General features: G+C 71.4%; 23 protein-coding genes and 1 pseudogene. 11 read left to right on the top strand and 13 right to left on the bottom strand.

All coding sequences use genetic code 11. The features are described 5' to 3' along the window. Positions 1-299 precede the first annotated feature (299 nt). The 5 genes from NR792_RS24325 to NR792_RS24305 all read left to right on the top strand — a co-directional run bounded on the left by NR792_RS24325 (position 300) and on the right by NR792_RS24305 (position 4,851). A complete protein-coding gene (locus NR792_RS24325) occupies positions 300-1,331 on the top strand; it encodes an ADP-ribosylglycohydrolase family protein (RefSeq protein ID WP_375755067.1) in 1,032 nt (343 codons plus the stop codon). Between the two features lie 190 nt (positions 1,332-1,521). Beyond that, entirely contained in the window at positions 1,522-1,926 is a 405-nt protein-coding gene (locus NR792_RS24320; protein WP_375755066.1) for a phage holin family protein, read from the top strand. Next, positions 1,923-2,435 carry a hypothetical protein gene (locus tag NR792_RS24315; RefSeq protein ID WP_375755065.1) on the top strand — a complete coding sequence of 171 codons (513 nt, stop codon included), beginning with the start codon at positions 1,923-1,925 and terminating at the stop codon, positions 2,433-2,435. The genes NR792_RS24320 and NR792_RS24315 overlap by 4 nt, the downstream gene beginning before the upstream one ends. A 36-nt stretch (positions 2,436-2,471) precedes the next feature. Further along, on the top strand, positions 2,472-3,812 hold the full coding sequence (locus tag NR792_RS24310; RefSeq protein WP_375755064.1) for a cytochrome ubiquinol oxidase subunit I: 1,341 nt from the start codon (positions 2,472-2,474) through the stop codon (positions 3,810-3,812). Then, positions 3,802-4,851, top strand: a complete 1,050-nt coding sequence (locus NR792_RS24305) for a cytochrome d ubiquinol oxidase subunit II (RefSeq protein WP_375755063.1) — start codon at positions 3,802-3,804, stop codon at positions 4,849-4,851. Before NR792_RS24310 ends, NR792_RS24305 begins: the two co-directional genes overlap by 11 nt. Here the strand turns inward: NR792_RS24305 and NR792_RS24300 are convergent. From NR792_RS24300 to NR792_RS24265, 8 genes are all read right to left on the bottom strand, one after another. Continuing rightward, entirely contained in the window at positions 4,841-5,368 is a 528-nt protein-coding gene (locus NR792_RS24300) for a hypothetical protein (RefSeq protein WP_375755062.1), read from the bottom strand. The genes NR792_RS24305 and NR792_RS24300 overlap by 11 nt on opposite strands. A 42-nt stretch (positions 5,369-5,410) precedes the next feature. After that, entirely contained in the window at positions 5,411-6,181 is a 771-nt protein-coding gene (locus NR792_RS24295) for an SDR family NAD(P)-dependent oxidoreductase (RefSeq protein ID WP_375755061.1), read from the bottom strand. 56 nt (positions 6,182-6,237) lie between these two features. Then, on the bottom strand, positions 6,238-6,819 hold the full coding sequence (locus tag NR792_RS24290; protein WP_375755060.1) for an SAM-dependent methyltransferase: 582 nt from the start codon (positions 6,817-6,819) through the stop codon (positions 6,238-6,240). A 120-nt stretch (positions 6,820-6,939) separates the two neighbouring features. After that, positions 6,940-7,809, bottom strand: coding sequence for a hypothetical protein (locus NR792_RS24285; protein WP_375755059.1), 870 nt, complete (start codon positions 7,807-7,809; stop codon positions 6,940-6,942). A gap of 20 nt (positions 7,810-7,829) precedes the next feature. Next, the gene (locus NR792_RS24280; protein ID WP_375755058.1) at positions 7,830-8,051 is read right to left on the bottom strand and encodes a hypothetical protein; all 222 of its coding nucleotides are present in this window, start codon (positions 8,049-8,051) and stop codon (positions 7,830-7,832) included. A gap of 61 nt (positions 8,052-8,112) precedes the next feature. Then, positions 8,113-9,702 carry a glucose-6-phosphate isomerase gene (locus NR792_RS24275; protein WP_375755057.1) on the bottom strand — a complete coding sequence of 530 codons (1,590 nt, stop codon included), beginning with the start codon at positions 9,700-9,702 and terminating at the stop codon, positions 8,113-8,115. Between the two features lie 169 nt (positions 9,703-9,871). After that, on the bottom strand, positions 9,872-10,777 hold the full coding sequence (locus NR792_RS24270) for a sterol desaturase family protein (protein WP_375755056.1): 906 nt from the start codon (positions 10,775-10,777) through the stop codon (positions 9,872-9,874). A gap of 16 nt (positions 10,778-10,793) precedes the next feature. Continuing rightward, complete coding sequence (locus NR792_RS24265) at positions 10,794-11,438, bottom strand: TetR/AcrR family transcriptional regulator (protein ID WP_375755055.1); 645 nt, start codon at positions 11,436-11,438, stop codon at positions 10,794-10,796. A 381-nt stretch (positions 11,439-11,819) separates the two neighbouring features. Between NR792_RS24265 and NR792_RS24260 the strand changes: the two are divergent. Next, positions 11,820-12,221: pseudogene (locus tag NR792_RS24260) on the top strand (M23 family metallopeptidase); the annotation flags it as partial. A 225-nt stretch (positions 12,222-12,446) separates the two neighbouring features. Here the strand turns inward: NR792_RS24260 and NR792_RS24255 are convergent. Beyond that, on the bottom strand, positions 12,447-14,156 hold the full coding sequence (locus tag NR792_RS24255; protein WP_375755054.1) for a GTPase: 1,710 nt from the start codon (positions 14,154-14,156) through the stop codon (positions 12,447-12,449). A gap of 79 nt (positions 14,157-14,235) precedes the next feature. After that, entirely contained in the window at positions 14,236-14,961 is a 726-nt protein-coding gene (locus NR792_RS24250) for a hypothetical protein (RefSeq protein ID WP_375755053.1), read from the bottom strand. A gap of 267 nt (positions 14,962-15,228) precedes the next feature. On the opposite strand from NR792_RS24250, the gene NR792_RS24245 reads away from it, so the two are divergent. Further along, complete coding sequence (locus NR792_RS24245; protein WP_375755052.1) at positions 15,229-16,548, top strand: hypothetical protein; 1,320 nt, start codon at positions 15,229-15,231, stop codon at positions 16,546-16,548. Positions 16,549-16,620: 72 nt separating this feature from the next. Here NR792_RS24245 and NR792_RS24240 read toward each other — a convergent pair whose 3' ends face one another. After that, a complete protein-coding gene (locus NR792_RS24240; protein WP_375755051.1) occupies positions 16,621-18,882 on the bottom strand; it encodes a di-heme oxidoredictase family protein in 2,262 nt (753 codons plus the stop codon). 287 nt (positions 18,883-19,169) lie between these two features. On the opposite strand from NR792_RS24240, the gene NR792_RS24235 reads away from it, so the two are divergent. Both NR792_RS24235 and NR792_RS24230 read left to right on the top strand, forming a co-directional pair. Further along, positions 19,170-19,820, top strand: coding sequence for a 2OG-Fe(II) oxygenase (locus tag NR792_RS24235; protein WP_375755050.1), 651 nt, complete (start codon positions 19,170-19,172; stop codon positions 19,818-19,820). After that, complete coding sequence (locus NR792_RS24230) at positions 19,817-20,476, top strand: SRPBCC domain-containing protein (protein WP_375755049.1); 660 nt, start codon at positions 19,817-19,819, stop codon at positions 20,474-20,476. Before NR792_RS24235 ends, NR792_RS24230 begins: the two co-directional genes overlap by 4 nt. A gap of 3 nt (positions 20,477-20,479) precedes the next feature. On the opposite strand, the gene NR792_RS24225 is transcribed toward NR792_RS24230, so the two are convergent. Together NR792_RS24225 and NR792_RS24220 are read right to left on the bottom strand one after the other, a co-directional pair. Further along, positions 20,480-22,354: a hypothetical protein gene (locus tag NR792_RS24225; protein ID WP_375755048.1), complete on the bottom strand. Its 1,875-nt coding sequence runs from the start codon at positions 22,352-22,354 to the stop codon at positions 20,480-20,482. Positions 22,355-22,464: 110 nt separating this feature from the next. Then, positions 22,465-24,075 (bottom strand): cation:proton antiporter, encoded by a 1,611-nt coding sequence (locus NR792_RS24220; protein WP_375755047.1) that lies wholly within the window; start codon positions 24,073-24,075, stop codon positions 22,465-22,467. A gap of 209 nt (positions 24,076-24,284) precedes the next feature. On the opposite strand from NR792_RS24220, the gene NR792_RS24215 reads away from it, so the two are divergent. Together NR792_RS24215 and NR792_RS24210 are read left to right on the top strand one after the other, a co-directional pair. Beyond that, positions 24,285-25,187, top strand: coding sequence for a dimethylarginine dimethylaminohydrolase family protein (locus NR792_RS24215; RefSeq protein WP_375755046.1), 903 nt, complete (start codon positions 24,285-24,287; stop codon positions 25,185-25,187). Continuing rightward, a complete protein-coding gene (locus NR792_RS24210) occupies positions 25,177-25,974 on the top strand; it encodes a hypothetical protein (RefSeq protein ID WP_375755045.1) in 798 nt (265 codons plus the stop codon). The genes NR792_RS24215 and NR792_RS24210 overlap by 11 nt, the downstream gene beginning before the upstream one ends. Positions 25,975-25,978 lie beyond the last annotated feature (4 nt).

Below are 25,978 nucleotides of genomic sequence, written 5' to 3'. Positions count from 1 at the left end.
CATTCGAAGTTGGACACGGACGCGTGCTCGCGCGCTTCATCGGGCCCGCCTGCTTGCTGAAACGCAGCGGGATGCGATAGCTACCGCGCCCCCGGTTGCGCCGTGGTTACGGCGAAGGAGGCGGACAGTGGCGACGCGCGCGGTGCAATCCAGCGGGACCTTTCTTGTCCAGCGCTCCACCGCACCCGCTCCGTGCACGTCAAGGCCCCATGTTCGATCCGCCGTCGCGTCGTGCGCCCTCGCAGCGTTCATCTCGGTGCTCGTCCTTGGCTGAGGCTCGGGTAATCTCCGCCCCTCCGATGCCGCTGACTCCCGCAGACCGCCAGGACAGGTTCCATGCGGCGTTTCTCGGGCTCGCCATCGGGGATGCGCTCGGCTTTCCGCTGAGGGGCATCCCCCCGGCGAGCCTGTCGCGGCTGCCCGGGCTGGCGGAGGACTTCGCGCCCCGGCCGCGCGGCAAGTTCGCCAAGGGCCAGTTCAGCGACGACACGCAGCTGCTGCTCGCGGCCGCGGAGAGCGTCATCCGCGAGGGCAAGGTGGACGGCCGCAGCGCGGCGGCGCACCTGGCGTGGCTGTGGCAGGAGGGCATCATCCTGCAGCCGCCGCGCAGCCTCTCCGAAGCGCTTCAGCGGCTGTCGGGCGGCACGCCGTGGATGAGCGCGGGCGCGCCCCTGGGCACGAAGTGCCCGTCGGTGCTCAGCCGCGCGCTGGTGGTGGGGCTCTTCGAAAGCGGTCAGCGCGCGCGCCTGCCGCACGACGCGGGCGTGCTCACCGTCATCACGCACAAGGACCCGGTCTGCGCCGCCGCCGCGGCCGCGTTCGCGCAGGCGGTGGCGCTGGGCATGGAGGAGGAGGCCCTCACGCCCTCGGCCTTCTGCGAGGCCCTGGCGCTGTCCGCCGCCGTGCACGACAAGAACCTGGCGGAGGAGATCCGCCACCTGCCGCGCCTGCTCACCTGGGACACCCAGCGCGCGCTCAACCAGCTGCGCAAGGTGGGCGTGCCCCCCAGCGAGCTGAAGGGCGTGGACGGCCTGCCGTGCCACGTGGTGCCGGTGCTGCTCACGTCGCTGTACGCGACGCTCAAGGTGCCGCACGACTTCCGCGAGGCCGTGGTCCTCACGCTGCGCTGTGGCGGCGAGGCGGACGTGGCCGCGGCGCTCACGGGGGCCCTGCTGGGCGCGCACCTGGGCACCCGCGCGATTCCCGCCCGCCTGCGCAAGCAGGTGCTGTACGCGGAGAACCTGCTGGACACCGCGGACCGCCTGTTCCGGGCCCGACAGGTGCGCGAGACGCTGGCCACGGCGATCGCCCACCAGCAGCGCCGCCGCTAGGCAGCGGACACGGGGCCACCCCGTCAGGGCGGGAGCACCAGGCAGGCAGACGGACGAGGCCAGGGTGTACGGCGGGACTTCTCCCGCCCACCCTTCCTGACCACCTTCAGGAACAGACCGGGGACAGCTGGGACGCCGAGCAGGCGGCCATCGGTGATGCCCCGGAAGTCATCCTGTCGGAGGCACGGTCGTGGACCTCGAATCGGAACGCCTGGAGCGCAGCCAGCTGGAGACGCTCTCCACCCCGGAACTCATCCGGCACGCGCTGTCGGAAACCCGCCTGTTGGTGAAGGCGGAGGTGATGCACGCCAAGAAGGAGCTGAAGCAGGAGCTGCAAGCGGCCAAGCTGGCGGGCATCTTCCTGGGCGCGGGGGCCGTGCTGGCGCTCACGTCGCTGGCGGTGCTCTTCGTCGCGCTGGGCCTGGCCCTGCCGCTGGGAGAGGCGGTGGGCGTGCTCATCGTGGGCGCGGTGCTGCTGGCCGTGGCCGGCCTCCTCCTGTTCCTGGGCGCCAAGCGGATTCCCAAGAAGCCGCTGGTGCACACCCAGGAGCGCTTGAAGACGGACCTTCAGCTGACCCGGGAGACGCTGCAATGAGCCAGGCCTCCGAGACCGAAACGCACAGCGAGCACGCCATCACCAAGCGCATGGGTGACCGCGAGCAGGTGGAGCACACCGCGGACCGCATCCGCGACGAGCTGCTGCTCACCCTGGAGGAGCTGGACCGCCGGCGCACCCGCGCCACGGACGTGCGCTACCACGTCAACCAGCACCGCGACCTGCTCGTCACCATGGGGGCCGCCGCCCTGGTGGCGGTGGGCCTGGGGGTGGGCATCGCCATCTACCGCGCCCGCCACCACGACGAGCGCGTGCGCCGCCAGCGCCGCAAGGCCCTGGAGCGCGCCTGGGCGCACCCGGACCGCGTGGCCACCAGCATCGAGGACAAGCCGCTGGGCGCGGAGCTGGGCCGCAAGGTGGTGATGATCTTCGCCACCTCGCTCGCCACCGCCGTGGCCCGCAACTCCATCCAGACCCTGGTCCCCTCGCGGACCGTCAGCAAGGTCCCCGCGGACAAGGTCACTGTGGAGAAATATAAGAAATCCTGAATGCGCAAAATGCGCGCATAAAGCAGACTGATGTTCATGACGGACCTGCTCTATGCGCGCGCGCAGATGGGACTGTCGCTCGCGTTCCACATCGTGTTCGCGGCGGCCGGCGTGGCGTTGCCGGTGTTGATGGTGCTGAGCGACCTGAAGCACCGGCGCACGGGGGACGCCGACTATCGCACGCTGAGCGCGAAGCTGGCCAAGGGCACGGCCATCCTCTTCGCGGTGGGCGCGGTGAGCGGGACGGTGCTCTCGTTCGAGCTGGGCCTCTTGTGGCCGGAGTTCATGGGCCGCTACGGGGAAGTGATTGGCCTGCCCTTCAGCCTGGAGGGCGTGGCCTTCTTCACCGAGGCCATCTTCCTGGGCATCTACCTGTACGGCCGCGAGCGCGTGTCGCCGGGCCTGCACCTGTTCAGCGGCGTGATGGTGGCGGTGAGCGGCGCGGCGAGCGCGTTCTTCGTCACGCTGGTGAACACGTTCATGAACAACCCGTCCGGCTTCACGCCCACGCCGGCGGGGCCCACGGACGTGCAGCCGCTGGTGGCGATGTTCAGCCCCGGCTGGCAGTACCAGACGGCGCACGTGCTGCTGTCCTGCTATCAGGCCAGCGCGTTCGCGATGGCGGGCATCCACGCCTTCATCCTGCTGCGGCACCCGGGCGCGGCGTTCCACAAGAAGGCGCTGTCCATCGCGCTGCCGCTCGCGTGCGTCACCGCGCTCGCGCAGCCGCTGGTGGGGGACCTGTCCGCGAAGCACGTGGCGCGCGAGCAGCCGGTGAAGCTGGCCGCGATGGAGGCGCACTTCGACACGGAGGCGGGCGCGCCCCTGCGGGTGGGCGGCTGGCCGGACGTGGAGAAGCGCACGGTGTCGGGCTCCCTCGACCTGCCCAAGGGGCTCTCCATCCTGGCGTTCGCGGACCCCAACGCGGAGGTGAAGGGGCTCAACGAGTTCCCCCGGGACGTCTGGCCGCCGGTGGCCAAGGTGCACATGGCCTTCCAGGTGATGGTGGGCACGGGCAGCCTGATGGCGCTGCTCGCGCTGGCGACGCTGTGGCGCAGGTGGCGGGGCCGCGAGTGGCCGCACGGCAAGGGGATGATGCGCGCGTGGCTCTGGGCGGGGCCGCTGGGGCTGGTGGCGCTGGAGGCGGGATGGCTCGTCACGGAGTGGGGCCGGCAGCCGTGGATCGTCCGGGACGTGATGCGCACGGGTGAGGCGGTGACGCCGGTGCCGCACCTGGCCGCGCCGTTCTTCACCTTCACGGCGGTGTACCTGTTCCTCGGGGTGACGGTGCTGTTCGTGCTCTGGCGGCAGGTGGCGGGCACGCTTCCGAAGGGACCCGGCGCGGACGTGGAAGGCGAGGTGGCCCATGTCCACTGAGACGCTGGTGCTGGGGCTCGCGGTGGCGGGCACGTTCGTGCTGTACGCGCTGCTGGGCGGAGCGGACTTCGGCGGCGGGGTGTGGGACCTCCTGGCGCGCGGGCCGCGCAAGGCGGAGCAGCGCGCGCTCATTGCCCGCGCCATCGGCCCGGTGTGGGAGGTGAACCATGTCTGGCTCATCGTCGGGCTGGTGCTGCTGTTCAGCGGCTTTCCGCGCGCCTTCGCGGCGCTGAGCGTGGCGCTGCACGTGCCCCTGACGCTGCTGGTGCTGGGCATCGTGTTCCGGGGCACCGCGTTCACCTTCCGCGCCTACGACACGCGCGGCGACGTGGTGGAGCGCCGCTGGGGCGTGGTGTTCAGCGTCGCGAGCGTGGTGGCGCCGCTGCTGTTGGGCATGTGCGTGGGCGCGGTGGCCAGCGACGCCATCCGCATGCAGGGACACGCGGTGGTGAGCGGCTTCTTCGCGTCGTGGCTGTCGCCCTTCGCGCTGTCGGTGGGCGTGCTGACGCTGGGCCTGTTCGCGTTCCTGGCGGCCGTGTACCTCACGCATGAAGCGCGCACGCGCGAGCTGGCGGAGGACTTCCGGCGCCGGGCGCTGGTGACGGGCGGGCTCTTGTTCCCGCTGGCCCTGGCCGCCCTGCTGCTGTCTCGCGAGGGGGCGCCGCGCATCTGGCTCGGCCTGTCACGGACGCCGTTCGCGCTGGCGCTGCACGCGGGGACGGCCGTGGCGGCGGTGACGGCGTTCGCGCTCCTGTGGACGCGGCGCTTCCGGGCCGCGCGGGTGGCGGCGGCCACGCAGGGCGGGCTCATCGTGCTGGGGTGGGCGGTGTCGCAGGCGCCTTACCTTGTCTACCCGCACCTGACGCTCCAGGGCGCGGCGGCGCAGCCGGTGGTGCAGCGGCTGCTGCTCGTGGCGCTCGCGGTGGGCCTGGTGCTGGTGGTGCCGTCGCTGGTGCTGCTGTTCCGCGTCTTCGGGCCCCGGGGCCAGGCTCCCCAGGCTCCCGAGGCTCCCCAGGCTCCGGAAGTACCTACGACTTGAGCACGGGGAACAGGGGCGGGTGCACGACGCGGGGCTTCTCCTCGCCCCGCGCCACCAGCACGCGGGCGCCTTCGAGCAGGTCCTCCGCGTCCAGGGCCTCCACCACGGTGCGCGCGGCGGTGTCGGGGTCCATCACGCGGCAGTGCACGCGCATGACGCCGGCTTCCGTCTCGCCGCCCTCCACCTCGCCGTTGCCCGTCCAGCCGAGCGCGTCCGTGAGCAGCTCCTCCACGGCGTTGCGCTGCTCGAAGTCATGGCCGGTGCCCTTGCCCTGCACCGTGTATTCGACGAGCAGCACGGCCATGGCGTCCGGCTCGGGCTCGTCGTAGCCGGCGTCCACCAGGGCTTCGGCCTCCTGGGCGATGACCATGTCGGGGTCTTCTTCCGGCGGGACGGGGACGGCCTTCTGCTCGCCGCCGTCACCCACGGTGCCCCAGTGCACGGTGACGACGCCCTCGTGCTCCCAGGCCTCCCAGTAGCGCAGGGTGTCGCCGTCCTTCTTGTAGAGCTTCAGCAATGCGTGGCCCTCATTCGCGCGGACTCCATACCGCAACGGGGCCTAGTAGGCACGGCCCTGTCCGCCGTCCACGGGGACGGTGGAGCCCGTCACCCACTTCGCCCGGTCCGAGGCCAGGAAGGCGACCACGTCCGCCACCTCCTCGGGCGTGCCGAAGCGGCCCCAGGGAATCTGCTCGCGCACCATCTTGGCCACGGCCTCCGGGTCGTGCTGCTGGCGCCGGTCCCAGCTGCCGCCGGGAAAGAAGATGGAGCCCGGGGCCACGGTGTTGACGCGGATGCGTTGGGACGCCAGGTCCACGGCCATCTCCTTGGTGAGCGCGATGAGGCCCGCCTTGGCGGCGCTGTAGGGCGCGCTGGTGGCGTACTCGCGGCCGAAGATGGAGCTGATGTTCACGATGCTGCCGCCGCCGTGATGCCGCATCACGACCAGCGCGCGCTGGCTGCACCACACGGCGGACATCAGGTTGCGCTGGATGACGTCGTTCCACTGCTGGGTGCTGGCCGCGTCGAAGGCGCCCGCGCCGCCGCTGCCGCCCACGTTGTTCACCAGGATGTCCAGCGAGCCGAAGGCGCGCACCGCGGCGTCCACCGCCGAGTACGCGCCCTCCTGCGTGGCCACGTCCGCCACCACCGTGGCCACCTGGGCGCCCTCGGAGCGCAGCTCCTTCGCGAGGACCTCCAGCGGCTCCAGGTGGCGCGCGCACACGCACACCCGGGCGCCCTCGCGCGACAGCACCATGGCGATGGCCTTCCCGATGCCCCGGCTGCTGCCGGTGACGAGCGCCGTCTTCCCCGTGATTCCGAGTTCCATGCCGTCCCTTCTACCGCCAGCCCGGGCCGGGTGGGGGAGGGGATTCACCGGGGCGTTCAGAGGCGTTCGAAGACGTCCAGGCGGTAGGTGCCCTCCATCTCGCCGCGCAGGTGGCGCAGGTGCCTGGGGGTGAGCTGGCGGAAGGCGTCATGGACCTCGTGGCCGTTGAGGCGCATGTCGCGCGTCTGGCCGGTCCAGTGGACGAGGACCAGGTGCCCGCCGGGCTCCAGGTGTTCGAGGATGCGCTGCTGCGCGAGGGCCAGCTCGCGCAAGTTCCAGTAGGCGCCGCGCTCGGACACGAGGGTGAGGTCGAAGGTCTGTTCGGGGGCGAGGTCCGGTACGTCCATCCGCTGGAAGCGCACGTGTGGCAGGTGGCGGCAGCGGTGGATGGCGCGGGCCCGGGCGGACTCGGAGGGCTCCAGGGAGAGCAGGGCATCACAGCGGGCCTGGAGCTTCTCCGTGAGCAGGCCGATGGCGCCGCCAATCTCCAGGGCGGAGCGGTAGCGCGCGCGGGGGAGCGAGGCCATGGTGACGTCGTCGCGGCTGCGCACGCAGCCCAGCGCATCGAAGTGCCACGGATCCTCGGCTTCCCGTGGAGGCGGAGGAGGGGTCAGCAGGAGGGCGGATGACGGTTCCATCAGGAGGCTCCTGGGGGGGACGCGAACCCTCAGGATGGAGCCTTCCCGGGCCCGCTACATCCCGTGCGCCCGGGGCCGTGAAGGTGTCGGCACTGGGGCAGTCGGAGCGTCGGGCGCAGGTCAACGGCCGCGCCAGTAGTCCGGTTGGCAGGACCACGGGAGCTGCTCGCTCCGCCGGTCGCAGTGGAAACCCTCCGCGCAGGGATTGGGGCCGTCCGGGTCACAGGCCTGGAGGCAGTGAAAGCCATCGCAGACCTGGCCTTCGCCGCACGTCGGATTCGTGGCGGAGCAGCGATGGACGCACTCCGCCCAGACCTTGCCGGGGAAGTCCGATTGCGAGAACACTCGGCATTCGCGGCCATCGGGGCAGGGGGTGTCCAGGCAGTTCGGACCGTAGATGGATGCGCAGATGGAGGTGCCTTCCTCGAACGGGATGCAGCGCTCTCCCTGGGGACAGCCGCGCTTCTCACACGTGGGGAGGCACGAGGGCTTCGGCTTCACGTCCGCGCAGAAGAAACCCTCCGAACACGTTCCGGGCTGGCCGGGGGTGCAGGGGCGAGCGCAGTAGCCATCCCTCCCCGCGCACTCGAACTCCGCCTTGCATGCGGAGATGGCGTCGAACGGAGTTTCCAGGCAGCGCTCTCCCTCCTGCCGAGGACCGACGAGCGCGCAGAGCCTGACCCGTGCTCCCGCGCTGGGGACGGCCAGGGTCGTGCATCGTTGCCCTTCGGGGCACTGGCTGTCGGTCGTGCAGGCGCTGTCCGTGCAGTAGGTCCGGAAGCGGACGTCGTGGTAGCAAACGAGCGGGGCCTCGCAGTCGGTCTGCTTCGAACAGGTGTGCTGGTAGGTCACCCGACGCATCCGCTCGTCGTGGCTCAGCATGGGGACCACGCCCTCCGGCTCCGGCATGGGGGCGGCACTGGCTTCCCGTGCCTGCCGGAGGATGAAGAGCGCGGGGGCCAGGAGCACGAGGCAGGCCACCAGGCTCACGGGAACGTGCCAGGGCCGCGTCATCGGCCACCACACAGCTCGAGGCACTCCCCACTCGGCCCGGTGTCATCGGGGCAGATGAGCTTGTAGAGGTCCTCTTCACATCCCTTTTCGTGAATCCGCTCCAGCGCATCCTTGTGCGCCGCCCGGTCCAGCTTCCCTCCCGGACGGTGCACGTCCGGGCACGCCGCCATCCCGCCCAGGACGCACAGCCACAGCCCCACCGCGTGTGCTCGGCCCATGACGGTCCAGGCTAGCCGTGGCCTGGAACCGTCAGGCATTGCCCCCGCGGGCAATGATTTGTCACCCGGCCTGGAAGCGGGCCTCCGCCGGACGCACGCCGCCCGTGCGCTTCACGCCGTGGTCGCCGTTGGCGGACAGGTGCTCCAGCAGCTTGAACACCGTCTCCACTTCCTCCGCCGCGCCGATGTCCTGCGCCAGCTGATCCGCCGAGCGCGCCTCCGCCTTCGCCGCCTTCAGCTTCGCGAGCAGCTTGCCCTGCAGCTCCAGCACGCGGCCCGCGGCCTTCTTGCCCGCCTCCACGCCCGGCTGGTGATAGGCATTGATGTTCACGAGGCTCGCGTAGAGGCCCACCGCCCGCTCGTACAGCGCCACCAGCGCCCCCAGCGTGCGCGCGCTCACGTCCGGCACGGTGAGCGTCATGGACTCGCGGCCCTTCTCGAACAGCGCGCGGCGCGTGCCCAAGAGGAACCCCAGCAGGTAGTCGCCGCTGGTGTTCTCACCCTCCACCGCCAGGGACCTGCCGTCCCGGTCCTTCAGCACCTCCAGGAAGGTGACGAAGAAGTTGTTCACGCCCTCGCGCAGCTGCTGCACGTACGCGTGCTGATCCGTGGAGCCCTTGTTGCCGTAGACGGCGATGCCCTGGTTCACCACCTGGCCGTCCAGCGACAGCTCCTTGCCCAGGGACTCCATCACCAGCTGCTGGAGGTACTTGGACATCAGCATCAGCCGGTCCTTGTACGGCAGGATGACCATGTCCTTCTGGCCCTTGCCGCCGCCCGCGTGGAACCACATCAGCGCGAGCAGCGCCGCCGGGTTCGCCGCCGCGTCATGCACGCGCGTCGCCGCGTCCATGTCCTTCGCGCCCGCGAGGAAGCCGTCCACGTCCAGCCCCTGCAACCAGGCCGGCAAGAGCCCCACCGCGGACATCACCGACGTGCGCCCGCCAACCCAGTCCCACATGGGGAAGGTGCGCAGCCACTTGTGGCCCTTGGCGTAGGTGTCCAATTCGCTGCCGTCGCCCGTCACCGCCACCGCGTGCGCGCCGAAGTCCAGGCCGCGCTGCGTGTAGGCGGCCTCCGCCTCCAGCATGCCGTTGCGCGTCTCCTTGGTGCCGCCGGACTTGCTGATGACGACGGTGAGCGTCTCCGCCAGCCGCTCGCCCAGGCCGTTGAGCACCCGGTCCATCCCGTCCGGGTCCGTGTTGTCCAGGAAGTGCACCTGCATCGCGTCCCGGCCGCTGCCCAGCGCGTCCGCGACCAGCTGCGGGCCCAGCGCCGAGCCGCCGATGCCGACAATCAGCACCTGCGTGAACCTGGCCGCCTTCACGGGCTTCACCTTGCCCGCGTGCACGTCCTTCGCGAACGCGGCCACCTGGGCCTGCATGTCCGTGATGGCCGTCTTCAGCCCGGCTTCCGGCGCCAGCTCCGGGGCGCGCAGCCAGTAGTGGCCCACGCGGCGCTTCTCATCCGGGTTGGCGACGGCGCCCTTCTCCAGCGCATCCATGGCCCCGAACGCCGCGTCCATGCGCTGGCGCATCCCGTCCAGGAAGTCCGCGCCGAAGTTCATGCGGGAGATGTCCAGCGTGAGCCCCACGGAGGGGACGACGCACAGGTGCCGCTGGTACCGCTCCCACAACTCGCGCTCCGTCATGACCCGACTCCCTTGCAAGGGGCGCCGACCTCATGCGCGGCGCCCGCCAGAACCGTCGCGGCGCACCGTAGCAAGGCCCGCACGGCGCGGACGCAACGATGTCGCGCGCCGCGTTGCCTGGACGTCGGTTCCCACCCCCGGGCTGTCGTCCAGCCGGGAGGCATGGGCCTCACGGGGCCGGGTGCGCGGCCTCCACCGGAGGCGTCCCTTCCGGCCGCGGCGCCTCCTTGGGCTTCGGCTTCCATGCGGGGTTGCGGAAGATGTAGCCCAGCCGCTGGCTCAGCGGTCCCGGGCGGGCCGCGTCCCTCGCGATGGCGGCGAACTCGTGGAACGCGATGCGCACCGGGTTGTGCGTGGTGAGGTTCTTCGTCAGCCCGTAGATGGGGCGCTCGGTCTCCGGGACGAAGGTGCCGAAGAGGCGGTCCCAGATGATGAGGATGCCCGCGTAGTTCACGTCGATGTAGGCCGCGTTGGACGCGTGGTGCGCGCGGTGGTGCGACGGCGTGTTGAACAGCCACTCCACCGGACGCGGCAGCCGGTCAATGGCCTCCGTGTGGATCCAGTACTGGTACAGCAGGCTCACCGCCTGCTGCGTGACGATCATCTCCGGGGAGAAGCCCAGGAGCGCCAGCGGCGCCCAGAACACCCAGCCCGTCATCGGCGTCCACGTCTGCCGCAGCGCCGTGGACAGGTTGTAGTGCTGGCTGGAGTGGTGCACCACGTGCGACGCCCAGAAGAGGCGGCTCTCGTGGTGGACGCGGTGGAAGGCGTAGTAGCAGAGGTCTTCCAGGAAGAAGAGCAGCACCCAGGCCAGCAGCCCGTGGCCCAGGCGCAGCGGCGTCAGGTGGTAGAGCGCCGCGTAGCCCGCGAACGCCACGCCCTTCCAGAACACGCTCACCGCCACGTTGCCCAGGCCCATGGAGATGCTGGCGAACGTGTCCTTCCACGTGTGGCCCTTGATGGAGTCGCCGCGCTCCTCACGCAGCTTCTTCACCCAGAGCGCCTCGGCGATGACGGTGATGACGAACACCGGGATGGCCGGGGTGATGAGGTCGGGGATGTGTGCCATGTCCATGATGACCTCCTGCGAATCAGTCCTTGGGTGCGAAGGCGACGCGCATGAAGCGCGCCAGCGTGTCCAGCATGCGGCGGTGCGCGGGGTCTTCCGGACGCGCCGAGCCGCCCACCGCTGCGCCCTGCACCGCGTCCAGCGCCAGCTCCACCACGTCGTCGAAGTCCGGGTGCGTGGCGGCCACGTCCGGGAACAGCTCGCGCGCCACGCGGTGCAGGTTCTGGCGGTGCGGGCCGTCCACCGCCGCCAGCGCCCTCTGCAATTCCGGGACGGTGCGCGCCGCGACGTACAGCTCGATGGCGGCCTGCAGCTCCGGCCGCTGGTAGGCGGCCCACAGCATGTCCACCGCCGCCCCCACCCGGTCCTTCCCGGACGGGCGCGCACCCACGCCCGCGAGGAAGTCCTGGATGATGCGCGGGAAGAGGTGCTCCACCGCCACCGCGAGCAGCTCCTCCTTCGTCTCGAAGTGCGTGAACAGCGCCCCCTGTGACACCCCCGCCCGCTTCGCCACCTCCACCGTCGTCAGCCGCGCGTAGCCCTGCTCCACCAGCGCCTGGATGGTGGCGTCCAGCAGCTTGCGGCGCGTCGTCTCACGGCGCTCCGCCTGCGTGCGGCGCACCGGGACCGCGGCCTGCGCCTTCTTCGGGGCGGACTTCGGGGGCATGCGGGGAGGATAACCGGTCACTTAAAAAGTGACCAGTCACTTTGTTGACGCGGTGCGGGAAGCCGCCGGCTGATCCTGGAGACAGGGGGGCTTCAAGCCTGCCCGTGGAGCGTCCAGGCGGACAGGCGTCTGTCTTTGCCTCTGGTCAGGTGACAGGGATTGGAGCGGACCGGTTCCAGAGGCCCAATGCCTGCCAACCGGGCAGGCGGGGAGACAGGCGCTGAGACGCTTTCGAGTCACATCTCCTCTGGAGTGTGGTCAATCCTCGTCCCCTTGAGACGGAACGAGGCGCGGCTCGCCTGCTAGTGATCCGTTCGGGACTGAGCGAAAATCCCAAGGAAATAGCGCAAGCCCTTGCACCGGTTGTCCGCCCGCCCCGATATGACCATTACCGCTCTTCTCGTCGGCTCCCTCCTCGCTTCGGCTCCTGCTGTCCCCCCCTCCGCTCAGGCGGTCGCGAACATGCCCGAGGTGGGCGTGCCGTTCGCGTGTGGTCGCGTCTACACGGTGAGTCAGGGACATGAGACGGGCAGCCACCAGCACAACGACACGTTCGCGTGGGACTTCCGCATGCCGGAAGGCACACCCATCGTGGCGGCGCACGACGGCGTCGTACGCATGGCGCGCGGTGACAGCCGGCAGGGCGGATGCGGCGAGCAGTTCGCGCCGCTGGCCAACTACGTCGTCATCTCGCACGGCGACGGGCTGGAGACGCAGTACCTGCACTTCAGCGCCGTGGTGGTGAAGGCCGGTGAGAAGGTGAAGGAGGGCCAGCTCATCGGCTTCTCCGGCGCGACGGGCTGGGCGTGCGGCGCGCACCTGCACTTCAAGGTCGCCAAGGAGAAGGGCTCCGGGTGGAACAACCCCTCCGTGCCCGCGCGCATCGCGGGCTATGGGGACCCGGTGCGTGAGACGCTGGTGTCCGCGCCGCTGTGCAAGGACTCCGCGCAGCCGATGATGGCCTCCAACGGCGGCGTCCACATGCCCGGCCAGGCCGTGATGTCCATGTCACCCGACAGCGCGAATCCGCTCCAGGATGCGTCGCGCGGCCTGCCGCCCGGTGCCAAGGCCATCATCGACGGCCTCTCCCAGCCTCCCGCCCAGGGCGGCGAGGGACTCGACAAACCGCGCCCGGCCCGCTCTCCCCGCATGGCGAGCGGCTCCGACGAGACTCGCTGACGCGAGCAGCGCTCCGGCGCCCGCGAGCAGTCCGAAGAAGGCCCCCGCGTTGAGGAAGTACTCCAACGGCAACAGGGGGCCTTCGACGTAGCCGCGCACGACGCGGTAGCCCACGTGCCCCAAGAGCGCGAGCAGGGGCAGGTTGATGAGCGGCAACACCAGCCACCGGGCCGTGCGCCACCAGCGGGCCACGGCCTCCGCGACGGCGGTGGAGGCCGTGTAGCGCCAGGCCCCCGCGCGGGCCACGCGCAGCTCCGCCAGCATCGCCTCCACGTCCGGCACGCCCAGGGTCTCCGCCTCCAGCCCCTGCGTGCGCGCCACGCTGCGCGCCTCCGCCAGGGCGGTGCGCGCGGCGGACTCCGCGAGGAAGTCGTCCTCGAAGGGCTCCACCACGGCGACCTCCGCGGCGCGGGCGCGGGTGCGGTCCCTCACCGCGTCCACCACGGTGGAGGCCGCCGCCACCGCGAGCCCCGCGGGCAGGCTGCGGCGGCCCACCAACGCCGCCGCGCCCATGCCGGACGCGCCCCACAACGACAGCCGCAGTCCCCACGCGGCGGGACCCCAGAAGCGGCCCGCGGCCTGCCGGCGGACCTCCGACGCCAGGTGCCCGTGGGCCAGGGCCAGCCGCGCGTCGAAGTCCCCCTGGAGCGCTTCCGCCGCGCGCCCGAGCCCCGCGTCCAGCGCGGTGCGCGTCCTCGCGAGCAGTGCGTCCGTGTCGTTGAGCGCCGTCTGTACCGTGGAGGCCAGCTCCTCCAGCGCGCCCAGGGCGTTGGTGTGGCGCACGCGCGCGGCGACGGCCTGGGTGGCCAGCCCGCGCAGGTGGAAGAGGAGCGGGCCGAACTCGCCGGAGACGTCCTGACCGTCCTTCGCGGCTCTCGCGCTGATGGCGAAGACGGGCACGTCCTCCGCGGCCAGGCCGTAGTGCTGGGTGGCCACGCGGCGGATTTGAGACTTCAGCGCGTCGCGCGAGTCGGCGGAGAGCTCGTCCGCGAAGTTGAGGATGAAGACGAGCGCGCGGCGGCGGGCGAACTCGGTGAGGAAGTCCACCTGGGTGGCCTCCGCGACGCTGCCCCGGTGCATGACGACGAGCGCCACGTCGGCCTTGTCCAGCGCGGCGCGCGCGACGTCGCGGTGCTGGGTGGCCACGCTGTTCAGGTCCGGCGTGTCGATGAAGACCTGGCCGCTCCACAGGCCCTGCGGGCCGGGCGTGTAGCGCACGACGCGCGCGCCGGTGCGGGCCAGCTCGTCCGTGGGCGTGCCCTCCGGCGCGAAGAGGGTGGAGACGGTGCTGGTGGGGCGGTCCACGCCCTCGCGGGAGAGGGCCTGCCCGGAGAGGGCGTTGAGCAGGGTGGACTTGCCCGCGCCGGTGGCGCCCACGAGCGCGACGACGAGCGGCGCGTCCTTCCGGGCCACGCCCCGCGCGTAGTCCTCCAAGAGCCGCTCCAGGCGCGGGCCATGGGGCTTGAGCGCGGGCAGCGACAGGGCGTCGGTGAGCAGCGGGCGGAGGGCTTCGGGGTCGGGAAGGCGGGTGTCGTCCACGGAAGGGCCAGCGTGGCGTGACGGACGCCTCGCTGGCTACGAAGATGCGCGGCGACGGTGCGCCAGCGTGCAATCGCCTTCAGCCGGCGACGGCCTCGGACCCCGGCGCGGGGAGGGCCGCGCGGGCCCGGCCGGGGTCCCCGACGGTCTTCCAGAGCCACGCGTTCACGTCGAAGCGCGGGTCGCCCAGCTTCCGCCCCAGGTCGATGCCGTCCCAGGCCAGGTGCTGATCCTTCGGTGGGCCCAGGTCGCTGAGCGTGCCCATCAGCCGGCCCAGCTGTTCTCCGGCGGAGGTGTCGTTGGTGGCGCCGAACATCGCGTAGAAGGCCAGGTGGTGGGTCTGGTCCTCGGCCGGGCTGCCGTCGTCGCCGGGGCGCTCCACGCGGAAGCCGGTGGGCGGGAGCGGGTGGGGATGGTTGAGGTTCCAGCGCTCGTCCCGCTCCGACGTCAGGCCATCCAGCCCGGAGTCCGTGCCCGCGAACAGCAGGCCCAGGTCGCGTCCGGCCTCCGCGCCATGGATGCGCGTGTCGGGGCCATCCCCGGTGGTGAGGAGCCAGCGGACGCGCTGGGTCGCGTGGGAGAACAGCTCCAGCGCCAGCCGTCCCTCGCGGCGCTCCTCGTCGGCCCGCTCCCGGAGGAAGTCGCGCCGCAGGTGGGCGTGCTGCCGGAAGAACTCGCGCACCGCCGCGACCCTCCGCGCCGTGACGGCGGTCAGCCAGTGTCCCCGGGCGTCCAGGAACGCCACGGCCTCCGCTTGAATCTGGCTGTCGGAAAGCGGCGGCGGGGCGGCGGGGCGGTGCGCCATGGGCGTTCTCCGGGAAGGGGCCGGAGGGGAATGTCGGAACGCTTCAAAAGGCCGGGAGTGGTGTCTCCCCCACGCATGTCTGCCATTGCGCATCACCGGCGCCGACCGTGCTCCCGTGCGCGGTTGCCTGGGACGCCGGGGTGTCAGGTGTCATCCTCTGATGTGGTCCGCGTTACTTCCCCCTTCGTGAGAATAAGGGACGGCGCCGGCGTAGCCCCCATGTGCGAGCGCGGCCTTTCGCCGCTGGCTCCTTCCTGGGTGGCATGCATGACGCGATCCCTGTCTCGACTGCCTCACCTCCTTCCCTTCGCGGTGGCCTCCGTGCTGGCGGCCTGCGGCGGAGAGGAGCGCGACCCGGGTGATGGCCCCGGCGACGACCCCTCCCCCAGCGGCTGTGTCCGGACCATCTCCACGGCCTTGACCGCCACGACGACCTGGGCCCCGGGGGAGGAGCGGTGCTCCTATGAGGTGACGGGCGTCGTGGAGGTGCGCGGCGCGCTCACCCTCGCCCCCGGCACGGTGGTCCGCTTCGGTCCCGACGCGGGCCTGCTCGTCACGGCGACGGGCTCCCTCCACGCGGTGGGCACCGAGGCCGCGCCCATCACCTTCACAGGGACGACGCCCACGCCGGGCTTCTGGAAGGGGCTCGCGTTCAAGTCCAACACCCCGGATAACGCGCTGGAGCACGTGGTCATCTCCTACGCGGGCAGCGAGCAGTCCTTCTGCTGTGACTTCTTCTACGGGCCGGGCGGCAGGGTGGAGGCCCGGGCGGCCGTGCTGGTGGGCTCCAACCAGGGCGCCAGCAGTCAGGTGCGAATCGCGCACACGACGGTGGAGAAGAGCGGCACGCAGGGGCTGTTCGTCTTCAACAAGGCGCGGCTGCCCGGCTTCTCGCGGAACCTCTTCCGGGGCAACCTGGGCGCCCCCGTGGTCGTGAGCCTGTCCGCCGCGGGCGCGCTGGACGGCGCGAGCCTCTACTCCGGGAACAGCCCCACCCAGCCGGAGGCCAACGGCGACAACCTCGTCCACCTGGTGGCGGCACCGGAGGCGGACACCGCCACGGCGCAGACGCTGCGCAGGCTGGACGTGCCCTATGGCGTCTCCACCGGCCTTCCGGACACGACCGTGGAGTACGCGGGGGCGCTCACCCTGGAGCCGGGGGTGCGCCTCCAGTTCGAGGCGGAGTCCGGGCTCCGCATCACGGAGACGGGCTCCCTGGTGGCGCGAGGGACGGCGGAGGCGCCCATCGTGTTCACGGGCAGGACGGAGACGCCGGGGTACTGGAAGGGCATCTCCATCCTCTCCCTGAGCCCGGACAACATCCTCGCCCACGCGCGGGTGAGCCACGGCGGCTCGGACCCCTTCTGCTGTGACTACTTCACCCGCACGGGCGACATCCGGGCCAGCATCTCCGTGGGAAGCGGCACGGGGCGGGGCCGGCTGCAGCTGTCCGACTCGCTCGTGTCGCAGGGCGCCGGCTGGGGCGTCTTCGTCTTCGAGAACGCCACCTTCACCCAGAGCGCCAGCACCTACGACGGCAATGCCGACGGCGCCGTGGGCTACGAGGCGCCGCCCTTCGCGCCTTGAAACGACACGACGCCGGACGCGAGGGGCCTGGTGGCCCCTCCCGCCCGGCGCCGGTGCTTGAAGCCGCGAGCCCTACAGCGAGTTGACGAACTTCAGCAGCGCGTTGCGGTCCGCGGCGCTGAGGTTCACGAAGGCCTGCTTGGCGGCCTCGCCCTCGCCGCCGTGCCAGAGGATGGCCTCGGTGACGCTGCGCGCGCGGCCGTCGTGCAGGTACGCCTCACCGCCGGACACGCCCGCCGTCAGGCCGATGCCCCAGAGCGGCGGCGTGCGCCACTCGGCGCCGGACGCCTGGCCTTCCGGCAGGTTGTCCGCCAGGCCCGCGCCCATGTCGTGCAGCAGCAGGTCCGTGTACGGGCGGATGGTCTGGCCGCGCAGCTCGGTCATCGCGCTGTACTGGCTGGTGGTCAGCGTGGGCGCGTGGCACTTCGCGCAGCCCGCGTTGGTGAACACCGTCTCCCCCTGCATGGCCGTCGCGTCCGAGTGGTCGCGGCGCGCGGGGACGCCCAGCAGGGCGACGTAGCGGGTCATCTTGTCCAGCTCGCTGTCGCCCAGCTCCGTGCTGGAGCCCGCGCAGCCCTGCTGCGACGAGCCGCAGTCCTGCGTCTTGAACACGTTCGTCGTCACGCCCATGTCGCTGTTGAGCGCCTCGGCCACCTGGTGCTTCACGCGCGCCACGCCCGCCTTCCAGCCGAAGCGGCCCATGCGGGTGACGCCCGTCTCCGGGTCCTTCACCGTCTGCATGCGGCCGGAGATGCCGTCGCCGTTCGCGTCGTTGGGGTCCGCCAGGCCCGCGATCTGCGACTCCGGCACCGCCTCCAGGAGGCCAATGCCCACCAGCTGCGGCGTGATGCGCGGCGAGAAGTTCGTCGGCGTCACGTTGAGGAAGCTGTAGTTGGGCTTGCGCAGGCTGTACGTCGCGCCGCCATTCAGCGTGCCGCTCGCCGTCGTCGTCCAGCTGCTGATGCGCACGTCCGCCTCCGGCGTACCGCTGACCGCGCGCGGCTGCAGGCGGAAGCCCAGCGCCGGGTCCACGGACACGACGCCGTTGTTCACCTTGCCCACCTTCACCACGTAGTTGTCCAGCGTGGTGTTGGTGGCGGGCGGCAGGCCGCGGCCGTTCTGCTTGTGGCAGGAGATGCAGGACACGTTGACGTAGTTGTTGCCCAGCTTGTTCGCGTGCGCGGTGAAGAGGGGGTTGTCCGGCTCGGAGTGGCTGCCGTCGCGGAAGTTCGTGTGGTGCAGGCGGCGGCCCTCCACGAAGGGCTGCGCGTTCACCGGCGCCAGGTTGGTGGCCATCTGCAGGAAGCGGTTGTCCGGCTCATTGGAGAACGGCGTGTGCAGCGTGCTCATGCCGCCCGCCAGCGCCTTCGCCGGCAGCGGGAAGGAGTCCCGGATGCTGCCCTGGCCCTCGAACGGGACGACGCCGCCCTGGCCCACGATGTAGAGCATCGTGGTGGAGTAGTAGTTGAAGCGGCCTTCCACCGGCTGCTGGAGGAACACGCCCACCTCCAGCTCCATCCGGTCACCCACGCGGATGGCGCGGCCTTCCTTGGCGTTGAAGTTCACCGACGACGTGTACTTGTAGTCGTTCACCTTCACGAAGTCCGCGTTGTGGAAGTACTCGGCCACCGTGTTGAGGCCGCGGAAGAACGCGCGGAAGTCCGGCGAGTCGTACGGATAAATCGTGTACAGGTTCACCGTGATGGTGTTGCCGCCCTTGGCCACCGCATCCACGATTTCAATCCAGTGGGTGCGCTTCTCGAAGTACAGCTTCAGGTAGTGGTCGTACGCCTGGTACATGTCCTCGCGCATGTGGCGGTCGCGGACGCGGTCGCCCACGCGGGTGATGATGGCGGTGGAGGTGTTCTCCACGGTGGCCGGCTCCAGCGCGGTGGCGCTGGTGAACAGCGGCACCACGGGGCCCGCGTCGCCGTTGGGCGGAGGGCCCGCGTCGACGCCCGTGCCCGCGTCCGTGCCGGTGCCCGCGTCGGTGCCCCCGCCCGTGCCCGAATGCGTATAGCGCGCCCAGGTCGTGTCGCGCGCACAGGCGCAGGACACGTCCCAGTACGTATAGCTGTAGTCGATGTAGTTGCCGGCGGAGAGGCCGGTGACCGTGTACTGGTTGCGGCCGCCCGTCACCGTCATGCGGATGTTGAGCTGCTGGCCGTTGTTGAGCTTGTAGTGGATGTCCGCCCAGTCCGTCGTGTCGACGTAGAAGATGGCGGAGGAGCCCGAGGGCGTGACGCCATACGTGGCGGCTTCTGCGGAGGGAACCGCCAGACAACTGACGGCCAGGAATGCGAGCGCGATTCCCGTGAGTCTGCTTCGGCTCATGGTTGCGAACTCCAGTGGGGTGGATGGGGCGTGGGACGGCGAGCGCTGCGAAGGGGACTTCGTAGCTTGTCCGAAGAAAGTCGGGATCGACCGGGGCGCGCAAGGTGGGAGGCCTGAGAATTCGGCTTAGGCGTGATAAATGATAAATAAGCGAAATTGATGTCATCCCTGACGCGCCGTGTTGTCAGGGATTGACGCGTTGTGTTGGGAGTGGGCCCCGGGCGGCCGTGTCCCGAGCGGCGGCGGGGGATGGGGCGGCGCGGCGTGGGTGGGTAGACTGGGGGGCCATGCGCTTCCAGCCACCGTGGGGTGGAGCCTTCCGGCTCGACACCTTCTTCCACCGCACCCCGGACGCCCTCCCCGAGGAGACGACGGCCTCCATCCGCTCGGCCATCCTGGGCTCCTCGCTCCTGGGCGAGTCGAACCTGTCCGGGCAGTTCTCCGGCACGTACGGCTTCTCGCTGACGTTCCGCCGGGAGGCGCTGCCGGACGTCACCCGGCGCTTTCCGGCGTTCGCGCCGTACCTGGCGAAGACGCTCTTGCCGGAGTGCAACGCCTTCCTGCTCAACCCGCTGCTGGTGGGGCAGGGCCGGAGCGTGGCGGCGCACATCGACCGGAGTCTTGAATTCTACGGACCGAGTATCGGCTGCCCGGTGGCGGTGAGCGTGCTGTATGTCCAGGTTCCGAAGGAACTCCGGGGCGGGGCGCTGCGGCTGTACCACCGGGGCGGTCCGGTGGCGGAGCTCAAGCCCCAGCAGAACGCGCTGGTGATGTTCCGGGGCGACCTCCTGCATGAGGTGGAGGCCATCACCTCCGGCGGGCAGTCCCTGGAGGACTCGCGGATCAGCCTGGTGGTGGAGCAGTACCGCGCGCCGGAGGAGCTGCTGGCGAACGTGCCCCGCTTCGAGCTGCGCACGCGCTCGGGGGCCCGGGCGTGAGCGAGCTCAAGCTGGAGTGGAAGCTGCCCGCGCCGCCGGACGCGGTGTTCCCCGCCTTCTCGCAGCCCGCGCTCATCCGCCGCTGGTTCGGCGCGCCGCCGGGCTGCCACCGCACGCACGCGCCGGACCCCGGCGCGCTGGGCCAGCCCTACCGGGTGGGCCTGCGGGACGCGGCGGGCCGGGCGTTCGCGCAGGTGGGCTGCATCGTGGAGGTGGAGCCGGGACGGTTCCTGGCGCTGGAGATGGACTGGGAGGGCGGGCCGGTGCCGCCGGGGCGCACCCGGGCGGAGCTGACCTTCCATCCCATCCCGGAGGGCACACGGCTGGAGCTGCGCCAGGGGGCGTTCGCGGACGACGCGGCCCGGGACGCGCACCGCGCCTACTGGGAGGCGTGCCTGGGACGGCTCTCTCGCGTGGTGGCGGGGGAGGCCGTGCCGTGCTTCGAGGAGTTCTGGGAGGAATCGCGCGGCTACGTGGGGCCGCTGGCGGTGGCGGCCTACGCGGTGCTGGCGGGCTTGCGCGAGGCGGGCGCGCCGAAGGAGGTGGTGGCCCAGGTGGAGGACGTGCTCTACGCGCACCTGCCCCGGCTGCGCGAGGACACCGCGGACGTGCTGGGCGCGGTGCTCCAGTCGCGCGTGGAGGGCGGCGCGAGCTGAGGCCTATGGAGCGGGGCAGGAGGCCGCGTCGTCGTTGCCGAGGATGACGCGCCCCGTGGGCTGCCCCGTGTAGACGCGGTCCGCCAGCCCCTGGGCCCGGCACGTGGGCAGCAGGGGGTTGTCCCGCACGGCGAACGACGTGGACACGGCCTCCAGCCCGTCCAGCCCCAGCGCCTGGAGGGCCGGGTTGCCCAGCACCGCCAGGGCCGTCAGCTCGCGCAGGCCGCTCAGCGCGGACAGGTCCGTGAGCCGGTCGTTCTGGACGACCAGGAGCTGCCCCAGCCGCACCAGTCCTCCCAGCGCGCTCAGGTCGGTGAGCATCGGGTTCCGGGACACCTCCAGGACCTCGAGCGACACGAGGTCGGGCAGGCCCTTCAGCTCCCGCAGCAGGGGGTTGCCGCTGAGCCGCAGCGCCCTGGTCACCTGGGACCTGGGATTCAAGGGCCCCACGGTCACCAGGGCGGGGTTGTCCCAGAGGTCCAGCAGGCCCACCTGGAGGCGCTGGGGGAGCGCCAGGGTCTCGAGCGCGGGGTTGCGCTCCACCAGCAGGTTCTCGATGGACTGGAGGCGGTCCATCCCCTCCACCGAGGTCAGCGCGGAGAGCTTGACGAGGGAGAGCGTGTGGACGCTCTGCAGCTCCGGGAAGCCCGCGAGGGACTCCAGCGCCCCGTTGTCGCCGAGCAGGATGTTGCCCGCCTGCCGGAGGGCGGGGAAGGACAGGGACTTCAGCGCGGGGGTCTCCCCGATGGAGAGGCTCTGGGAGAGGGCGGTGACGTGGGGGAAGGACAGGGCCTCCACGCGCGGGACGTTCACCACGCCCAGCCCCTTGTGGGGCGCCAGCAGGCTCAAGCCCTCCAGCGAGGCGAGCAGCGGGAGGTCCTGGACGAGCAGCTCCTCGACGAAGACCGGGGACCCGGATGCCGTCCCGATGGCGGCGGTTTCCAGGGCCGGGTTGGAGCCCAGCTCGATGCTCCGGGCGAAGCGCAGGCCGGGGAGCGCGACGTGGGCCAGCTGGAGGTTGCTGACGATGCGCAGGGTCCCCATGACGGCGGACAGCTCCGGCAGCCGCAGGTCGCCCAGGGTCTCGGTGGTGACCTGGAGGTCGCCGTCCACGCGGGTGATTCCCTGGAGGGCGGCGAGGTCCGCGGCGCTGGCCACCAGGTAGTGGCCGTCATGGACGCGCGCGGGCTGGCAGACGGTGAGCGTGACGAGCGGCTCCAGGCCGGGGGCTTGCTCACCGTCGCCGTCCTGGTCGAACCAGGCGTCGACCCGCGTGCCGGGCCGCCCGCACCGCCCTCCGGCGGGCTCGGGTTGGAGCGCGTGCCGGACCAGGCTGCTGTCCGCCATGCAGAAGGCGTGGGCCGCCTGGACCTCCGCGTCATCGAGCGCGCCGTCGCCGTCCGTGTCCTTCCCCGCCTCCAGCAGGGTCGCGTTGCTGGCGCACGCGTAGGCGGTGTTGACCGGGCGCAGGCGCGTGAGCACGGGGGCGTCACGGGTGCAGGCGCGGACCTCGCGGGTGACCTCGGCGTCGTCCAGCACGCCGTCGCCGTCCAGGTCGAGCCCCGCCTGCGTCACCTGCCCGCCGTCCGGGCACGCGGCGCCGGGGGCGAGCGCCCCGGTCCGCACCAGCACGGGCGCGGCGCCGGGGTCCTCGTCGCAGACGTACTCGGTGCTGGTGACCTCGTGGTCCTCCAGCGCGCCGTCCCCGTCCTGGTCCAGCCCGGTCTGGACGGCCTGGCCGCCGTGCGCGCACGCGGCACCTGGCGGCTCGGGGACGATGCGCGAGCGGGCCGGGAGCTGCCCGCTGCGGATGTCCAGCGGTTCGCATCCTCCCACGAGGAGACAGAGCGCCAGCCACGTACCCCGGGTCCACCGCATGTGTCTCATCTCCTGGCGTGCCGGCCGCTGGAATCCGCCCGAAGACGCCGGGCCCTCATCCCTTCATACGCGCGGGAGGGCCCGGATGGGTCGTTGTGGGCCGGCGGCGCTCAGGAGGCCAGGGCCTGGGGCGGGGAGGGCTGGGCGTCCTCCGAGGACACGTGGGACTCCGCGTCCTTCGCCTGGGCGATGCGCTCGTCCAGCTCCGCGGTGAGGTGCTCGAAGACCTCCTTGTTGAGCGTGCCCTGCTGGTAGGCGCTGAAGAGGGCGTCCTTCTCCACGATGAGGATGCGGCGGATGGCCTCCTGCTTCTCCTCGTCGTGGAAGCGGTTGGACTGCTGCTTGAGCGCGGTGAGCTGCTGCTCCACCGCCTGCGCCTTCTGCTGGTAGTCGCGCTCCAGGGGCTCCAGCACGTCCACGGGAATCTCGCGGCCGCGGCGCATGGCCTCCAGCGACGCGAGCGCCGCGTGGATGGCGCCCAGCTTGCCCCGGGCCAGCTCGTACTGCTCCTGGTACATGTCCTTGACGCCGGTGATGCCCAGCGCCTTGAGCACCGGCGCCATGGTGAGCCCCTGGACGATGATGGACAGCACCACCACGCCGAACGTCATGTTCACCAGCAGCTCGCGGTGGGCGAAGTCTTCCGGAAGGCCCAGCACCAGCACCATGGACACCGCGCCGCGCAGGCCGCTCCAGGTGAGCACCGCGCTCCACTTCCACGGCAGCTTCTCCGACGTGAACCGCAGCAGGCCGGACACGCCATAGACGACCACCGCGCGGCCCAGCAACACCGCCCCGTACGCCAGCAGGATGGGCAGCCACGACGCGAGCAGCGACGACAGCTGCACCTCCAGGCCGATGAGCAGGAACACCACCGAGTTGAGCGCGAACGCCAGGTACTCCCAGAAGCTCTCCACCGCGATGCGCACGGAAGGGCCCATGCCCTCCTGGGCCGCCCAGTTGCCGCACACCATGCCGGCCACCACCACCGCGATGACGCCTGAGTAGTGGAAGTGCTCCGCCACCACGAAGGACCCGTACGCGGCGATGACCGTGCAGGTGATCTCCACCATGGCGTCCTCCACGCGCAGGATGACCTTGCCCACCACGAAGCCCACCGCCGCGCCGATGACGCCGCCCATGCCGGCGACCTTGATGAAGTCCATCACCGCGCTGCCCACGGTGAACTCCTGGCCCGCGGCCACGCCCACCACCAGCGTGAACAGCACCACGGAGGTGCCGTCATTGAGCAGGCTCTCGCCCTCCACCAGGATGGCCAGCCGCTTGGGCGCGCCCAGCGCCTTGAACAGGCCCACCACCGCGATGGGGTCCGTGGACACGATGAGCGACGCGAACACCATCGCGTGGATGAGGCCGAAGCCCTCCAGCAGGTTCATCCCCCGCATGGCCGGCGACAGGAACAGCGCCGTGAGCGCCATGGACGCCACCACGCCCGGAATGGCCATGGAGGTGATGGCCAGCTTGTTCTTCATGAACTTGCGGAAGTCGACGTGGAACGCCGCCTCGAACAGCAGGCCCGGCAGGATGACCGCGAACAGCAGCTCCTTGGTCAGGTGTGGCGGCTCGAAGGCCTGCACGATGCCCAGGCCCAGGCCCGCCAGCACCAGCGCCACCGTGTACGGAAACTTGAAGTAGCGCGCCGCGATCGCCACCGCCGTCGCGATGGAGAAGAGCAGCACGAAGGCCAGCTCGAAGTGCATGAATCCCCAACCCCGTTGGTGCTCAAAAAAGGGGCTGAGGATGCCATGCGCGCGGGGCGGTGGGGCAACCCCCTCCGGGTGAAAAACGGGAGGGGGCAGGCGGCGCTGCTTCTCATCCACTGTGGGGCGGTGGACGGCCGGGCTTCAAGCGAGCGGGGGCACGGCTCGGATGCGTTGTGAGGCCTCCGGCCGACGGCTAGAAGCGGGGGATGATGGACCTCTTCCTCATGTCGCCCCCGGGCCGGGGCTGGGCGCTGCGAGGCCGCTCGAACTTCCGCAGCCGGGAGGCCGCTCCGGCGGATGCGCGCGGCGCGCGGCGCGAGTGGCTGACGCTGGCCCGGCACATCGAGGCCCGTGGCGGCACGGTGGTGGCGCTGCCCTCGCCGTCGGACGCGCTGACGGGCATGCCCTACGCGGCCGAGTGCGGCCAGGTGGTGGCGCGCGAGGGCCAGGCCCCGCTGTTCCTCCTGCCCCGGATGATGAGCGCGCATCGCTTCGCGGAGCGCGACCACTGGACGCCGCTGGCCCGGCGCCTGGGCCTGGAGGTCGTGGACCCGGGCGTGGGCATCTGGGAGGCGCACGGCGACGTGGCGACCTTCGACGGCGTGACGCTGCTGTTCTGGGGCGGGCGCACCACGCTGGACGGGCTGGAGGCGGCGCGGAAGTCCTTCCCCGGCGAGGTGCTGCGCGTGCAGGTGCGCGAGCCCGCGTTCCACGGGAACATGGCGGTGCTGCCCCTCCCCGCGGTGGACCGGCTGGTGGTGTGTCCGGACGTGATGGCGCCGGAGTCGGTGGCGCTCCTGGAGCAGCGCTTCGGCGCGAACCGGCTGGTGCGGGTGACGGAGGCGGACATCCGCCGCTATGCGACGAACGGCCTGCCCCTGGGCAAGGACCTGCTCGCGCCCACGGTGATGCCCCCGCACATCGTGGAGACCTTCGAGCGCCTGGGCATGCGCGTGGTGTCCATGCCGATGCCGGAGCTGACGGAGAAGGGCGGCGGTTCGTCGCGCTGCCTCGTGTCGCGCGCGTCGGTGGACGCCTCCCGCGTCTCGCTCCCTGCGGAGTACCGGCTGGACGTGGTGGCGAAGGACCTCGAAGCCGATGGCGGGTGAGCTCGCGCCGCTGGCCCAGGCCTTCTTCGCGGCGACCCCGGAGCTGTCATTGCAGGCGCTGGGCTCCGGCGTGCACGTCCCTTCATTGGACCTGGCGCCGCACGGCATCCCGGTGACGCACCTGTTGGCGGAGCACAACGCGGAGCTGGCGCGGCAGTACCTCACGCTCAACCAGCTCGCGTTCGGCGGCATCGGCGTGCCGCGTTGGGTGCTGTCGGACCTGTACCTGCTGCCCGGCGCCATCGGGCTGTTGCGCTGTCCCGCGCGGCTGTTGAAGGCGCCCGCGCGCGAGCGGCTGCTGCTGGCGGACGAGGAGCTGGCCATCGGCGCGGCCTGCTACGTGGCGCCGTCGCTGACGCCGGGGCTGTTCGTGGGCGTGTCGCTGTTCAGCTTCCTGCCGGGCCGGGGCGCGTCCGCGTGGGTGAAGCTGCTCACGCTGGGCATGGTGCGCGCGAAGCGGCTGCGCGGCGTCACCCAGTGGGACAACCCGGCCGTGCGCGTGCACTCGCGGCTGGGGCCCATGCGGCTGGTGGGGCGCGTCCCCGGCGGACACGACTACGACGAGCGCACCTTCGTCTACGAGACGGACCTCTCCGACGAGGCCCGCGTGGCCCGCGCGATGTGCCGGGAAGAGGGGGCGTCCACCTCCGCCACGCGCATCCCCGTCAACGACCTGCTGTCCTTGGGCGCGCTGCTGGACCGCGCGGAGGCGGGGGCCCGGCTGGAGCTGGTGCCGCCCGGCCAGGACGACGGCCACGTGCTGGTGCGCGAGCTGCCCCCGGCCTGAAGGC

Origin of the sequence: Corallococcus exercitus (assembly GCF_042231735.1) — a bacterium.
In the GTDB taxonomy this organism is placed as follows: domain Bacteria; phylum Myxococcota; class Myxococcia; order Myxococcales; family Myxococcaceae; genus Corallococcus; species Corallococcus exercitus_B.
Note: the sequence above shows the minus strand (reverse complement) of the source record. Positions and strands in the feature narration are given on the sequence as shown.